The 13,109-nt window shown below is 74.7% G+C and carries 14 protein-coding genes and 1 pseudogene; 5 read left to right on the top strand and 10 right to left on the bottom strand.

From position 1 onward, the window contains the following. Positions 1-110: 110 nt before the first annotated feature. The 4 genes from ACQ614_RS22205 to sigE form a co-directional block, all read right to left on the bottom strand. The gene (locus ACQ614_RS22205) at positions 111-788 is read right to left on the bottom strand and encodes a hypothetical protein (RefSeq protein ID WP_431680300.1); all 678 of its coding nucleotides are present in this window, start codon (positions 786-788) and stop codon (positions 111-113) included. A 225-nt stretch (positions 789-1,013) separates the two neighbouring features. Continuing rightward, positions 1,014-1,433 (bottom strand): sec-independent translocase, encoded by a 420-nt coding sequence (locus ACQ614_RS22200; RefSeq protein WP_431680298.1) that lies wholly within the window; start codon positions 1,431-1,433, stop codon positions 1,014-1,016. Positions 1,434-1,573: 140 nt separating this feature from the next. Then, positions 1,574-2,605: a zf-HC2 domain-containing protein gene (locus ACQ614_RS22195; RefSeq protein WP_431680296.1), complete on the bottom strand. Its 1,032-nt coding sequence runs from the start codon at positions 2,603-2,605 to the stop codon at positions 1,574-1,576. After that, positions 2,602-3,435 (bottom strand): RNA polymerase sigma factor SigE, encoded by an 834-nt coding sequence (sigE, locus tag ACQ614_RS22190; RefSeq protein ID WP_363498025.1) that lies wholly within the window; start codon positions 3,433-3,435, stop codon positions 2,602-2,604. Before sigE ends, ACQ614_RS22195 begins: the two co-directional genes overlap by 4 nt. 186 nt (positions 3,436-3,621) lie before the next feature. Between sigE and ACQ614_RS22185 the strand changes: the two genes are divergently transcribed. Then, positions 3,622-4,278: an O-methyltransferase gene (locus tag ACQ614_RS22185; protein ID WP_263107973.1), complete on the top strand. Its 657-nt coding sequence runs from the start codon at positions 3,622-3,624 to the stop codon at positions 4,276-4,278. A gap of 121 nt (positions 4,279-4,399) precedes the next feature. Here ACQ614_RS22185 and ACQ614_RS22180 read toward each other — a convergent pair whose 3' ends face one another. Continuing rightward, positions 4,400-4,567, bottom strand: coding sequence for a DUF3117 domain-containing protein (locus ACQ614_RS22180; RefSeq protein ID WP_014137929.1), 168 nt, complete (start codon positions 4,565-4,567; stop codon positions 4,400-4,402). 320 nt (positions 4,568-4,887) lie between these two features. Between ACQ614_RS22180 and ACQ614_RS22175 the strand changes: the two genes are divergently transcribed. Beyond that, complete coding sequence (locus ACQ614_RS22175) at positions 4,888-5,688, top strand: enoyl-CoA hydratase-related protein (RefSeq protein WP_431680294.1); 801 nt, start codon at positions 4,888-4,890, stop codon at positions 5,686-5,688. On the opposite strand, the pseudogene ACQ614_RS22170 reads toward ACQ614_RS22175, so the two are convergent. Together ACQ614_RS22170 and ACQ614_RS22165 are read right to left on the bottom strand one after the other, a co-directional pair. Beyond that, positions 5,673-6,264 (bottom strand): annotated as a pseudogene (locus tag ACQ614_RS22170) (DNA-3-methyladenine glycosylase I). The gene ACQ614_RS22175 and the pseudogene ACQ614_RS22170 overlap by 16 nt on opposite strands. After that, complete coding sequence (locus ACQ614_RS22165) at positions 6,261-6,740, bottom strand: DivIVA domain-containing protein (protein ID WP_431680293.1); 480 nt, start codon at positions 6,738-6,740, stop codon at positions 6,261-6,263. Before ACQ614_RS22165 ends, ACQ614_RS22170 begins: the two are co-directional and overlap by 4 nt. A 159-nt stretch (positions 6,741-6,899) precedes the next feature. Here ACQ614_RS22165 and folP point away from each other — a divergent pair, with 159 nt between their 5' ends. After that, entirely contained in the window at positions 6,900-7,712 is an 813-nt protein-coding gene (gene folP, locus ACQ614_RS22160; RefSeq protein WP_431683987.1) for a dihydropteroate synthase, read from the top strand. Positions 7,713-7,722: 10 nt separating this feature from the next. On the opposite strand, the gene ACQ614_RS22155 is transcribed toward folP, so the two are convergent. Together ACQ614_RS22155 and dapE are read right to left on the bottom strand one after the other, a co-directional pair. Beyond that, entirely contained in the window at positions 7,723-8,535 is an 813-nt protein-coding gene (locus ACQ614_RS22155) for a TIGR00730 family Rossman fold protein (protein WP_431680292.1), read from the bottom strand. Between the two features lie 63 nt (positions 8,536-8,598). Next, on the bottom strand, positions 8,599-9,675 hold the full coding sequence (dapE, locus tag ACQ614_RS22150) for a succinyl-diaminopimelate desuccinylase (protein ID WP_431680291.1): 1,077 nt from the start codon (positions 9,673-9,675) through the stop codon (positions 8,599-8,601). A 122-nt stretch (positions 9,676-9,797) separates the two neighbouring features. Here dapE and ACQ614_RS22145 point away from each other — a divergent pair, with 122 nt between their 5' ends. Both ACQ614_RS22145 and ACQ614_RS22140 read left to right on the top strand, forming a co-directional pair. After that, positions 9,798-10,811: a hypothetical protein gene (locus ACQ614_RS22145; RefSeq protein WP_431680290.1), complete on the top strand. Its 1,014-nt coding sequence runs from the start codon at positions 9,798-9,800 to the stop codon at positions 10,809-10,811. 312 nt (positions 10,812-11,123) lie between these two features. Beyond that, positions 11,124-11,867 (top strand): hypothetical protein, encoded by a 744-nt coding sequence (locus tag ACQ614_RS22140; RefSeq protein ID WP_431680289.1) that lies wholly within the window; start codon positions 11,124-11,126, stop codon positions 11,865-11,867. Positions 11,868-11,937: 70 nt separating this feature from the next. Here the strand turns inward: ACQ614_RS22140 and dapC are convergent, their stop codons facing one another. Beyond that, positions 11,938-13,083 (bottom strand): succinyldiaminopimelate transaminase, encoded by a 1,146-nt coding sequence (gene dapC, locus ACQ614_RS22135; protein WP_431680288.1) that lies wholly within the window; start codon positions 13,081-13,083, stop codon positions 11,938-11,940. Positions 13,084-13,109 lie beyond the last annotated feature (26 nt).

Raw genomic sequence — 13,109 nt, 5'->3', positions numbered from 1 at the left:
CCGCAAGCCACAGAGGGGCGCGGGGAACTGCGCGAAACGGATGGGCACGGCGCGTGCTCTCCCGCTGCGCGCGGTTCCTTGCGCCCCTTCTGTGGCTTGCCGGGCCGGCTTCAGCGGCCGTTGTAGGCGGTGAGGTCGGGGAGGGCGGTGAAGCCGACGCCGTAGGCGCTCACGCCGCGGCCGTAGGCGCCGAGGAGGACGCCGGGGGCCTCGCCGGCCAGGACCCAGCCGTACTCGGACTCGCGGTAGCGGAAGGGCTGCGGGAGGCCGTTCACCGGGAGGGTGAGCGGGGACCAGCCGGGGCCCTCCAGGTCGTCGGCGAGGTCCCAGGCGAGCGCCGTCTGCTGGTCCAGCCAGTCCTGGCGGAGCGAGCGGTCGAGCTGGCCCGGGGGCACGGTGGCGATCAGGCCGGAGCCGGCCAGCCAGGCGGCGGAGGAGGCCGAGGTGGCCTCCAGCATGCCGGTGTTGTCGGCGCTGCGGCGGCCGGGGCGGCGGGCGACGGTCACCACCACGGCGAAGCGGCCGGCCTCGCGGGACTCGTACGGCCTGGCCGGCTCGTCGCCGTGGCCGAGCGAGCCGTAGTCGGTGCCTGCGCCCTGGCCTGCGCGGCCGGCGCTGGCCGGGGAGAGCCAGCGGCGGCCCGTCCAGCCCTCGTCGAGGCCGTACCAGGGGAAGTCCGCCTCCAGGTAGGGCGCCAGCGGGTCGGCGGGGCCGGCCTGGGCGCCCACCACGGGCGCCGCGCGGCCGCCCGGGGCGACCGTCTCACCCGCTCGGCTCGTCACGTCCATCGCCGGCCTCCTCCGTTCACCTGTGTCCTGCGGCGGCGTTCCATGGTGGCGCACCGGGCGCGTCGGCCGGGTGCGGTCGGGCCCCCGACACGTCGCGGCGTGACCGACGGCACAACGGAACTGCCGTGCGGTCAACCTGAACACCATAGCGGCGGACGCGGCTGCGCCCCGCCCGGTGAGCAGACCGGGCGGGGCGCAGGGGGGTCGCGGCGGCGCTCGGCCGCCTCAGGTGGCGTCCAGGTCGAACGGAGGGCGCTCGTCGGCGGCGAGCGGCGCACCGGCCTCGGCGGGCGCGGTCTTGGTGAGGTTCGCGGCACCGGCCACCCGGGCCGGGGGCTCGTCGTTGAGGACGGACTTGATGTCGAGGCCGTCCTTGAGCTCCTTGAAGCCCAGCGGGTCCTCGTCGCCGCCCATCAGCTGCTTGCGGACGAACGTCTTCGGGTGCAGGTCGGTGAACTCGAAGTCCTTGAACTCCGGGCCGAGCTCGCTGCGGATGTCCTCCTTGGCGCTGTCCGCGAACGACCGGACCTTGCGGACGAAGCCCATGGTGTCCTGGATGAGCTTCGGAAGCTTGTCCGGCCCGAAGATCACGATGGCCATGACGGCCAGCGCGACGACCTCCAGTGGGCCTATGTCACTGAACACGTACGCTCCCAGCTCCTGATGGACCAACCCGACGAGCTCGGCGGCAGCCGTCGCCACCAGGGTAATGGCCGCCGGCCGGTCTGTGACCCCGCCACCTGCGGAATGCGGTCCAGACCACCCGGCGGCCGGGCGCTTGCGTCCTAACGGAGCAGGTTGTGCGGGCCGAGCGGGGTCACCCCGTGGGCGGAGGCGTCCGGCCGGGGCACGGTGTCGGGCGGGGCCGAGGCCACCATCGGGACCATCGGGAAGTCCGCGGGGAGCTGGGCGTTGACCGGGACGGCGCCGCCGCCGGGGCCGCTGACCGGGCTGACCCGGGTGCCGTGCTGCTCCTCGCCGCCGACGGCCGAGGGGCTGCCCACACCGGCCAGGGTGACGGCGGCCACCGAGAAGGCGCCGGCTGCGGCGAACACGAAGCGGCGGCCGAACGGTGCGGCCGCGCGGGCCGCGGCGGCGACCGGCTCGGGCATGGCGGCCGGGCGGCCCCGGAAGGGCGCCGCAGGGCGGCGGCCGCGGGGCTCGGTGAGGCTGCGCAGTGCGGCGGCGGGGCGTGCCGCGGACGGCACCAGGGACAGCCTGTTGCCGGGGGTGGGCAGCGACGGGCGCCCGGCCCGCGGGTCGACGCCGGGGATCGGGGAGTCGGCGCCGAGTGCGCCGGTGCCGAACAGGGAGCCTGCGCCGCGGCCGAAGGAGCCGCCGGTGAGCCGGCTGCCGCCGAAGGTGCCCGGCGCGGCCTGCACGGCCGGGCCGGTGCCGGGGCCGCCGTCCTGCTCGTCGTCGGGGTGGGCGGCGACCGCGAGCAGCCGCGCCATCAGCATCGAGGACGGTCCGGGGGTGTCGGTGCGGGTCAGCAGGTGCTTGACCGCGCGGCCCTCGTCGGCCTCGGCGAGGCAGTCGGCGCAGGTGGCGAGGTGGGCCTGGACGCGTTCGCGCGAGTCGTGGCCGAGCTCGCCGTCGAGGTAGGCGGAGAGGCGGTCGCCGAGATGGTGCTCGTCCGCGGGCTCGGCGGGGCGGACGGCGACGGCGCGCATCTCGGGCGCCTCGGCGGCGGCCCGCTCCACCGGCCTGTCCTGGCCCTGGGTGTGGTCGCCGCGCCGGCCGAGCTGTGCCCAGGAGGGCCCGCGCCGGGAGCGGCCTTCGTCGAAGTGCCCGCCCACGGGCCCGCCGCCGGTCATGAGCCCCTCCGGTCGAGGCCGCCGGCCGGGCCGGGGTCGGCGCCGACCACGACGGGCTCCGCGGAGCCGCCGCGGCGCAGCCGCCCGGGGGCGGCATTGGGCGCGCGGTGCTTGAGGGCGGCGCGCAGGTGCGAGCGGCCGCGGTGGATGCGGCTGCGCACGGTGCCGAGCTTGACCCCGAGGGTGGCCGCGATCTCCTCGTAGGAGAGGCCCTCGATGTCGCACAGCACCACGGCGGCGCGGAACTCGGGGGCGAGGGTGTCGAGCGCCTGCTGGACGTCGGCGTCGAAGTGGGTGTCGCTGAAGTGCTGGGCGGGGCTGGGCTCGCGGCTGGGCAGGCGCTCGGCGGCGTCCTCGGCGAGGGCGTCGAAGCGGATCCGCTGGCGCCGGCGCACCATGTCCAGGAAGAGGTTGGTGGTGATGCGGTGCAGCCAGCCCTCGAAGGTGCCGGGGGTGTAGGTGGAGAGCGAGCGGAAGACCCGGACGAAGACCTCCTGCGTGAGGTCCTCGGCGTCGTGCTGATTGCCCGTCAGCCGGTAGGCCAGGCGGTAGACGCGGGCGCTGTGCGCCTCGACGATCTCCTCCCAGGTCGGCGGCGTCCAGCTCTGCGCGTCGGGGCCCTCGGCGAAGGTGGCGAGCGCGGCCGGCTCGGCCGTCTCGTCCGCCGCGGTGTTTGCGTCCAGGGGGGAGTGCGCGGGCTGGTTCATCACGGGCTTCGGCGTACGGGCCGACGAGGTGCCGCGGGGATCGCGGGGATCGCGCTGCACGGGGACGTCGCCCTCGGCCACACCTCCTCGGTCGGCTCTTCTGCCCAGCAGGGCCACCACCATATCCACCTCGCCCGTCAGATCCGGATAAAGTGCACTCCCCCCTCCGCCCGCTGCCCGGCCGGGCCGCTGCGGGGGCGTCGTGCGTACCCCGATCGCCAAGTCCTGTTCCCAACAACGGCCCGCCGCCGAACGCGGTTCCCGGTCGGCCAGTAATCTGTGGCTGAAAAATGTCGACATCGGGTCGGCATCAGGCGCTCCGGAGAGGCAGCCATCACCGAGTTCGGGCCCGAGCGGGCGGCTCTCGCCGACACCTATGTCGGCGAGGACGCGGTGCTGACCTACGCCCGGGCGCAGTCGGCGCGCGCCGGGATACGCGCGATCGGGCCGAGCGGCGGCGCCTTCCTGCGGCTGCTCGCGGCGGCTCTGGACGCCAAGTCGGTGGCCGAGATCGGCACCGGCACCGGCGTCTCGGGGGTCTACCTGCTGCGCGGGATGCGGCCGGACGGCGTACTGACGACCGTCGACACCGAGCCGGTCCGCCAGCAGTGCGCGCGGGAGGCGTACCTGGCCGCGGGGTTCGCGCCCAACCGGGCCCGGTTCATCCCGGGCCGGGCGCTGGACGTGCTGCCGCGGCTCGCGGACGGCCAGTACGACCTGGTGTTCTGCGACGGCGATCCGGCCGAGTCCCGCGCCTACCTCGCAGAATCGTTGCGGCTGCTGCGGCCGGGCGGCATCGTCTGCTTCGAGGGCGTCTTCCAGGAGGGCCGGCTGGCCGAGCCCGACCTGGACGACCCGCAGACCCATGCGGTGCGCGAGCTCGTCCGGGACGTCCGGGAGAGCGACCGGCTGCTGCCCGCGCTGCTGCCGGTCAGCGACGGCCTGCTCTGCGCCGTCAAGCGCTGAGCAGGGCACTGACGGGCCGTCCGGGTGCGCAGCGCCGTCCGGGCACGGCACAGGGCCCGGATTCTCGCTCGAATCCGGGCCCTGTCGGCATCTCCAGGAGATGAGGGGAGCACCCGCTGCGTCAGCCGCAGGCCTTCTTCAGGGCCTCGCCCAGGGCATCCGCCTCATCGGGCGTCAGCTCCACCACCAGGCGACCGCCGCCCTCGAGCGGAACTCGCATGATGATGCCCCGCCCCTCTTTGGTGACCTCGAGCGGGCCGTCACCCGTCCGCGGCTTCATGGCCGCCATGCTCGTTCCCCTTCCTGCAACCGCTCAGCTACGTACCGGGGGTCCGTCCACCACCGGTATCGAACGCATTGATCGGAAGCCATTATCCCGCATCCCGCACCCCGATGACCAACATCACTCTCCGCGCAACCGTGGCCGCACCCGCCCAAACCGACCGATCACCTGCCCAAAACCCCATTTCGACGGCGTTCGGCGCAACATTCGAAGGTGCGGTACCTCACACTCCCCAGCCGGCCCCGTGCTCCGTCATGCTGAGTCCACCGCCGCGGCCGCGGGCTGCGGCACCCCGCCACCCACCACGACCAGGGAGCCCTCACCCGATGTCCGACTCCGTGCTGTACGAGCTCGACGGCGGCCTGGCCGTCATCACCATCAACCGTCCGGAGGCGATGAACGCCCTCGACGTGGCCACCAAGGTGGCGCTGCGGGACACCGTCGTGCAGGCGGCCGAGGACCCGGCGGTGCGGGCGGTGCTGCTCACCGGCGCGGGTGACAAGGCGTTCTGCGTCGGGCAGGACCTCAAGGAGCACCTGGGCCTGCTCAAGCGGGCCGAGGAGACCGGCGAGGGCGCGCTGAAGACCGTCTCCGAGCACTACAACCCGCTGCTGCGGGCGCTCGCCGGGATGGCCAAGCCGACGGTGGCCGCGGTGAACGGCGTGGCGGCCGGCGCGGGCGCCGGGCTGGCCTTCGCCTGCGACTTCCGGATCGTCGCCGACACCGCCGGCTTCAACACCTCCTTCGTCGGCGTCGCGCTGACCGCCGACTCGGGCGTCTCCTGGACGCTGCCGCGGCTGGTCGGCCACGCCCGCGCCACCGAACTGCTGATGCTGCCCCGCACGGTGAAGTCGGACGAGGCGCTCGGCCTCGGCCTGGCCACCCGGGTCGTGCCCACCGCCGAACTCGCCGCCACCGCGCGGGCCTTCGCCGCCGAGCTGGCGGCCGGCCCGACCGTGGCCTACGCCGCCGTCAAGGAGTCGCTGGCGTACGGCGCCTCGCACTCCTTCACCGAGCTGCTGGAGAAGGAGGACGAGCTGCAGACCCGGGCCGGCGAGAGCGAGGACCACCGGATCGCGGTGCGCGCCTTCGTCGCCAAGGAGAAGCCGGACTACGTCGGGCGCTGACCGGCGGCCGCGCCGCGCGCGTGACAGTCCGCCAGGTGGTCGTCGACCAGGCCGCAGGCCTGCATCAGCGCATAGGCGGTGGTCGGGCCGACGAAGCGGAAGCCCCGCTTCTTGAGCTCCTTGGCGAGCGCGGTGGATTCAGTGGTCACGGCCGGCACCTCGGCCAGTGTGCGGGGGGCCGGCCCCCGGCTCGGGCGCGAACCGCCAGATCAGCTCGTCCAGCGAGCCGTCCAGTTCGAGGGCGGCGCGGGCGTTGGCGACGGTCGCCTCGATCTTGGCCCGGTTGCGGATGATGCCGGTGTCCTGCAGCAGCCGCTCGGTGTCGGCCGGGCCGAACGCGGCCACCGCCTCGATCCCGAAGCCGGCGAACGCCGCCCGGAAGCCCTCCCGGCGGCGCAGGATGGTGATCCAGGACAGGCCGGACTGGAAGGCCTCCAGGCTGACCCGCTCGAACAGCGCGTCGTCGCCGTGGACCGGGCGGCCCCACTCGGTGTCGTGGTAGACCCGGTAGTCGTCCGCGGAGTCGCCCCAGCCGCAGCGCAGCAGCCCGTCCGGGCCGAGGACGGCGCCGCTCACGACTGCTCCTTGCCGGGCTTCTTGAACAGGTCGGCGCGCGGGTCCGCGGGCCTCTCGTCCGGGGCCTGCTCGCCGGCGGGCCGCTCCTCCGCGGCCGGCGCAGCGGTGTCCGGCCCGACCACGGCGGCGAACTCCTCCAGGCCGGGCAGCGGCTCGTCGTGCGGCTGCACCGGGCCCGCCTCGACGGCGCCCTGCACCACGGCGGCCGCCTCCAGCTCGGCGATCCGGGCGTCGCGCAGGGCGAGCTCCACGCCGAGCCGGTCGAGCACGTTGTCGACCTCGTCCATCCGGTAGCCGCGCAGCGCCATCGGCAGCCGCAGCTCGTCCACGTCGTGCCGGCCGAGCGGCCGGTCCTGCGGGAGCCGGGCGGCGATCCGGTCGGGCAGCGCCTCGGGGAGCGTGCCGCCACCGCCGAGCGCCACCAGCGCCGCACCGCCGACCACCACGGCCATCGCCGCCACGATCACCCAGAACACGAGCCGCCTCCGTCAGTCCCCGGCCCGCCTCCGGCAATGGTGGGATCATGGTCCCCGGACAGGCCGGGGCCCATCATTGCACCCGGGCGAGCTGTGGAGGAGATTGCGGTGGCACTGCGCCTTGGCCCGCGTGAGTTCGGCGACGACGAGCTGGTGATCATGGCGATCGTCAACCGCACTCCGGACTCCTTCTTCGACCGCGGCGCCACCTTCGCCGACGAGGCCGCCTTCGCCGCGGCGGACCGCGCGATGGCCGACGGCGCGGCGATCCTCGACATCGGCGGGGTCAAGGCCGGCCCGGGCGAGGAGGTCACCGTCGAGGAGGAGCTGCGCCGCACGGTGCCGTTCGTGGCGGAGCTGCGCAAGCGCCACCCGGACGCGGTGATCAGCGTGGACACCTGGCGGCACGAGGTCGGCGAGGCGGTCTGCGAGGCCGGCGCCGACCTGCTGAACGACGCCTGGGGCGGGGTGGACCCGAAGCTCGCCGAGGTGGCCGCCCGGTACGACGCGGGGCTGGTCTGCACCCACGCGGGCGGCGCCCAGCCGCGCACCCGCCCGCACCGGGTCGGGTACGAGGACGTGATGGCCGACATCCTGCGGGTCACCCTCGGCCTCGCCGAGCGGGCGGTGGCGCTGGGGGTGCGGCGGGACGCGGTGGTCATCGACCCGGGCCACGACTTCGGCAAGAACACCCGGCACTCGCTGGAGGCCACCCGGCGGCTGCCGGAGATGACCGCGACCGGCTTCCCGGTGCTGGTCTCGCTCTCCAACAAGGACTTCGTCGGCGAGACGCTGGACCGCCCGGTCGACGAGCGGCTGCTCGGCACCCTGGCCACCACCGCGGTGTCCGCCTGGCTCGGTGCGCAGGTGTACCGGGTGCACCAGGTCGCCGAGACCCGCCAGGTGCTGGACATGGTCGCCTCGATCCGCGGCGTCCGGCCCCCGGCGGTCGCCCGCCGGGGGCTCGCCTGACGGCCCCGGATCAGATCCGGTTGCCGTTCGGCCGGCGGGTCTCCGCGAGGATCTTCAGCACCTCGTCCACCTCGTCCACCACGTGGAAGAGGTCGAGGTCCTGCGGGGAGGCCTTGCCCTCGGCGATCAGGGTGCTCTTCAGCCACTCCACCAGGCCGCCCCAGTAGGCGGAGCCGAAGAGGATCACCGGGAACCTGGTGACCTTGCGGGTCTGCACCAGGGTGAGCGCCTCGAACAGCTCGTCCAGGGTGCCGAGGCCGCCGGGGAGGACCACGAAGCCCTGCGCGTACTTCACGAACATCGTCTTGCGGACGAAGAAGTAGCGGAAGTTCAGGCCCAGGTCGACGAACTCGTTGAGGCCCTGTTCGAAGGGCAGCTCGATGCCGAGCCCGACCGAGAGGCCGCCGGCCTCGGAGGCGCCCCGGTTGGCGGCCTCCATGGCGCCGGGGCCGCCGCCGGTGATGACCGCGTAGCCGGCCTCGGCCAGCGCCCGGCCGATGGCCACGCCGGTCGCGTACTCGGTGGAGTCGACCGGTGTCCGGGCGGAACCGAAGACGCTGATGGCGGCCGGGAGTTCGGCGAGTGCGCCGAAGCCCTCGACGAACTCCGAGGTGATCCGCAGGACCCGCCACGGGTCGGTGTGCAGCCAGTCGGTCGGGCCGGTGGTGTCCAGCAGACGCTGGTCGGTGGTGCTCGTGCCGACCTGGTCGCGGCGGAGCAGGACCGGGCCCTTCTGCTTCTCGGGCCAGGGCTTCTTGGGTGCGGGCGCGTCGACCTCTTCGGGACCGTGCCCGTAGTGCTTTACGTCTCCAGTGCCTGTCATGACGAAACCCTACGCCCGCCGTCCACCGAATCCGGCGAACGGCGGGTGACTGCAGGGTGGACGTCAGGCGCCGGTCAGCCAGGCGCGCAGCCGCTCCTCGACCTCGGCGATCGCGCTCAGCGAGCAGTGCTCGTCGCGCTTGTGGGCGAGGTTGGGGTCGCCCGGCCCGTAGTTGACGGCGGGCACGCCGAGCGCGCTGAAGCGGGCGACGTCCGTCCAGCCGAACTTGGCCCGCGGCTCGCCGCCGACCGCCGTCAGGAAGGCCCGGGCGGCGGGCCGGTCGAGGCCGGGCAGCGCGCCGGGTGCGGTGTCGGTGACGCGGATCTCGAAGCCCTCGAACACCTCGCGGACGTGGTCGGCGGCCTGCTGCTCGCTGCGGTCCGGCGCGTAGCGGAAGTTGACCTGGACGGTGCACTCGTCGGGGATGACGTTGCCCGCGACGCCGCCGTCGATCCGGGTGGCGTTCAGGCCCTCGCGGTACTCCAGACCGTCGATCAGCACCCGCCGCGGCTCGTAGGCGGAGAGCCGGCCCAGCACCTCGACGGCCTTGTGGATGGCGTTGTCGCCGAGCCAGCTGCGGGCGGAGTGGGCGCGGGTGCCGGTGAGCACGATCTCGGCGCGCAGGGTGCCCTGGCAGCCGCCCTCGACGACCGCGCCGCTGGGCTCCATGAGCACCGCGAAGTCGGCGGCCAGCCAGTCGGGGCGCTCCTTGGCGAGGTGGCCGAGGCCGTTGCGGGAGGCCTCGATCTCCTCGCAGTCGTAGAAGACGAAGGTCAGGTCGCGGTTGGGCTCGGCGAGGGTGGCGGCGAGCCGCAGCTGGACGGCGACGCCGGCCTTCATGTCGGAGGTGCCGCAGCCGTAGAGCAGGTCGCCCTCGACGTAGGACGGGACGTTGTCGGCGATCGGCACGGTGTCCAGGTGGCCGGCGAGCAGCACCCGCTCGGCGCGGCCGAGGTTCGTCCGGGCGACGACGTTGTTCCCGTACCGGTCGACGGCGAGGTGGGGCAGGGCCCGCAGCGCGGTCTCGACGGCGTCCGCGAGGGCCTGCTCGTCTCCGCTGACGGACGGGATGTCGACCAGCCGGGCGGTCAGTGCGCCGCCGTCGAGGGCAAGGTCGAGGGACGTGTTCGGGCTGCTCATGGTGGTTTAGCGTATCGGTGCGGCGCCCCGCTCCTGCGGGTGACGCAACCACCGGTGCCGCACGGCCGTCCGAGTGGGTACGGTGTGCGCGAACGCGAGCGAGAGGGGCGGCGGTGGCCGGGATGGCGGAGGGCGGACCGGTCGGCTCCGCGGTGTCGGCGCGCCGGCGGCGGCCGCGGCTGCTGCGCCGGATGCTGATCGGCCTGGTGGCCCTGGCGCTGGTCGCCGGGCTGGTGCTGTACCTGAACCGGGAGAAGCTGGTCGTGCCGCCGGAGGGCTGCCGGATCACCACGGCGGCCGGCACCGGCACGCTGGACCTCGCGCAGGCCGCCAACGCCTCGACGATCACCGCGGTGGCGATGTCCCGCGGCCTGCCCGAGCGGGCGGTGACGATCGCGCTGGCGACGGCCATGCAGGAGTCCAAGATCCACAACCTGGACGGCGGCGACCGCGACTCGGTGGGCCTGTTCCAGCAGCGCCCGTCGCAGGGCTGGGGCACGGTCGAGCAGATCAAGGACCCGGTGTACGCCACCAACAAGTTCCTGGACGGCCTGGTGAAGGTGCAGGGGTACGCCCGGATGCCGCTGACGGACGCCGCCCAGCAGGTGCAGAAGAGCGGCTACCCGCAGGCGTACGCCAAGCACGAGTCGAACGCGACCCTGGTCTCCTCCGCGCTGACCGGCCGCGAGCCGGCCGCGCTGAACTGCGTGGTGCACGACCTCGCGGAGCCTGCGGCGGCGGCCGCCGCCTCCGGTTCGGCCTCGCCGTCGCCGTCCGCCTCGCCCTCGGGTGCCGCACAGCGCCCGGTGGACGTCGCGGAGCGGGTCCGCCGGGAGTTCGGCCGGATGGTGTCGGTGACCCCGGCGGCGAAGGCGCCCGAGGACGAGCGCACGGTGCTGGCGCTGGGCCCGCAGGCGTCCGCGTCGACCGACTCCGGCTCGGAGGGGCAGCGGCAGTCCGGCTGGGCGGTGGCCCAGTGGGCGGTGGCGCACGCGCAGGAGCTCGGTATCGGCGCGGTGGCGTACGACGGCCGGGTGTGGCGCTTCGACCGGCCCTCGGACGGCTGGCAGGCGAAGGCGGAGGGCTCCTCCTCGGCGCAGGTGATGGTCACCCTCGGCGCCCGCCGCGCGAAGTGACGGTACGTTGACGAACCCGTGAGCGGGCGTCGACCCGGCGGGTGACACCGGTCAACCCCGGGTGGACTCCGCACACATCCGGGCGGACGCGCCGCCCGCACCGGCCGGAGTGCGGCCGCGGCCCGGCGCGGCAAGGGGAGTGACGGTTCCCGGGTCACCCCGGCGAGGGACGCGATGTCCGGAATGCCAGAAAGAGGATCGTCCGATCTTTGCCTGCCCTTTACCTTCGCAGGGCGAAACCTTCCCGGCTCCCGAGCGGTATTCACGTCGTCCGCCCGCCGGACGGCCATGTCCTCTCGCCTTAGGAGCACCATGTCTCACCCCCTCACGCGCCGGATCGCCCAGGCCGCACTGCTCGTCGCGGCCGGCGCGACCCCCCTGATCGCGGCCGGCTCCGCCTCGGCCGCCGACCTGGTGCCGCAGGGGACCGACCTGGGATCCGGCCTGACCCAGCTCGACTCCCCCTCCGACACCGTGCAGGGCGCCGCCCACGAGCTCGGCCAGTCCGCCGGCGCCACCGGTGCCGCCACCGTCGCCACCGGCGTCCCGGCCGCGAGCGACGCCGCCGGCCACACCGTGGCCTCCGCCCTGCCCGACGCCGACAAGGCCCTCGGCCCGGTCAGCAACACGGCCGGCAAGACCGCCGCCGTCACCGGTGCCCTCACCACCGTGGCCGGCCGGGTGGCGCCCGCCGTGGTCGACAAGGCGGGCCCGGCGGTGGCCGAGAAGGTGCTGCCCGCGGTACCCGGCACCCGCAGCACGCGCGCCGGCTCCTCCCCGCTCTCCACCGTCACCGGCGCCCTGCCCACCAGCGGCCTGCCCACGAGCACCCTGACCAGTGCCCTGCCCACCGGCGGCATCCCGCAGGCGCTGCCCGGCGCGGACACCCTGGGCACCCTGACCGGCTCCCCGGCCGCGGCCAACCGCCTCGGCGGCGTGCCCTCGCTGGGCTCCAACCCGGCCGACCTGCTCGGCAGCACTCCGCTCGGCGGCGTCCTCGGCGGCACCCCGCTCGGCGGCCTGCTCGGCGGCATCGGCGGCGGCGGCATCGGCTGACCGCGGCCCCGCCGCACGCAAAAGGGCCGACCCCCGCTCGGGGGCCGGCCCTTCGTACGTCGCAGGGGAGTCAGCCGCCGAGGCGCTCCACGGCGGCGGCGACCCGCTCGTCGGTGGCGGTGAACGCCACCCGCACGTGCTGCTCGCCGGCCGGCCCGTAGAAGTCCCCGGGCGCCACCAGGATGCCCAGCTCCGCGAGCTCGGCCACCGTCTCCCAGCACGGCCGGCCCCGGGTCGCCCACAGGTAGAGGCTGGCCTCGGAGTGCTCGATGGTGAAGCCGTACGCCTCCAGGGCGCCGCGCAGTGCGGCGCGCCGGGCCGCGTACCGGGCCCGCTGCTCGGCCACGTGCGCGTCGTCGGCGAGCGCGGCCGCGGTGGCCGCCTGCACCGGCGCGGGCACGATCATGCCGCCGTGCTTGCGGATCTCCAGCAGCTCCCGGACGACCACCTCGTCGCCCGCCACGAAGGAGGCGCGGTAGCCGGCCAGGTTGGACCGCTTGGAGAGCGAGTGGACGGCCAGCAGGCCCTCGTGCGAGCCGCCGCACACCTCGGGGTGCAGCACCGACACCGGCTCGGCCTCCCAGCCGAGCTCCAGGTAGCACTCGTCGCTGACCAGCAGCGCGCCGTGCTCGCGGGCCCAGGCGACCGCGCGGCGCAGCGCGTCCGCACCGAGCACCCGGCCGGTCGGGTTGGACGGCGAGTTCAGCCAGAGCAGCCGCACCCGGGAGCCGTCGAGCTCGGCGACGTCGTCGTAGGCCACCGGCTCGGCGCCGCAGAGCCGCGCCCCCACCTCGTACGTCGGATACGCCAGGCGCGGGTAGGCGACCTGGTCGCCGGGGCCGAGGCCGAGCTGGCCGGGCAGCCAGGCCACCAGTTCCTTGGAGCCGACGGTCGGCAGCACCGCCTGCGGGCCGATCTGCGCGCCGCAGCGGCGGTTCAGCCAGCCGGCGATCGCCTCGCGCAGCTCCAGCGGGCCCCAGACGGTCGGATAGCCCGGGGTGTCGGTGCTGGCGGCCAGCGCCTTCTGGATCAGCTCGGGCACCGGGTCGACCGGGGTGCCGACCGAGAAGTCGCACAGCCCGCCGGGGTGCGCGAGGGCGGTCCGCTTGTACGGCTCCAGCCGGTCCCACGGGAAGACCGGCAGCAGCTCGGATACGCGGCGCGCCGCCCCCGGGTGTCCCGGGAACGGCGCGCGCGCGGTGTGATGGGTGCTCACGACTCAGTTGTCACCGATCAGTGTCG

This window comes from Kitasatospora dryopteridis (assembly GCF_050749075.1).
In the GTDB taxonomy this organism is placed as follows: Bacteria; Actinomycetota; Actinomycetes; order Streptomycetales; family Streptomycetaceae; genus Kitasatospora.
The sequence above is the reverse complement of the archived record's forward strand: the minus strand, read 5'-3'. Positions and strand labels throughout refer to the sequence as shown.

What these genes read in the sequence shown, in the direction of transcription:
- ACQ614_RS22155 (WP_431680292.1), bottom strand. Translation starts at nt 8,535, where the DNA reads ATGACAGGCACTGGAGACGTAAAGCACTACGGGCACGGTCCCGAAGAG.
- ACQ614_RS22180 (WP_014137929.1), bottom strand. Translation starts at nt 4,567, where the DNA reads ATGGCGGCCATGAAGCCGCGGACGGGTGACGGCCCGCTCGAGGTCACC.
- sigE (WP_363498025.1), bottom strand. Translation starts at nt 3,435, where the DNA reads ATGGTGGTGGCCCTGCTGGGCAGAAGAGCCGACCGAGGAGGTGTGGCC.
- ACQ614_RS22195 (WP_431680296.1), bottom strand. Translation starts at nt 2,605, where the DNA reads ATGACCGGCGGCGGGCCCGTGGGCGGGCACTTCGACGAAGGCCGCTCC.
- ACQ614_RS22145 (WP_431680290.1), top strand. Translation starts at nt 9,798, where the DNA reads ATGGCGGAGGGCGGACCGGTCGGCTCCGCGGTGTCGGCGCGCCGGCGG.
- dapE (WP_431680291.1), bottom strand. Translation starts at nt 9,675, where the DNA reads ATGAGCAGCCCGAACACGTCCCTCGACCTTGCCCTCGACGGCGGCGCA.
- ACQ614_RS22205 (WP_431680300.1), bottom strand. Translation starts at nt 788, where the DNA reads ATGGACGTGACGAGCCGAGCGGGTGAGACGGTCGCCCCGGGCGGCCGC.
- ACQ614_RS22140 (WP_431680289.1), top strand. Translation starts at nt 11,124, where the DNA reads ATGTCTCACCCCCTCACGCGCCGGATCGCCCAGGCCGCACTGCTCGTC.
- ACQ614_RS22175 (WP_431680294.1), top strand. Translation starts at nt 4,888, where the DNA reads ATGTCCGACTCCGTGCTGTACGAGCTCGACGGCGGCCTGGCCGTCATC.
- folP (WP_431683987.1), top strand. Translation starts at nt 6,900, where the DNA reads ATGGCGATCGTCAACCGCACTCCGGACTCCTTCTTCGACCGCGGCGCC.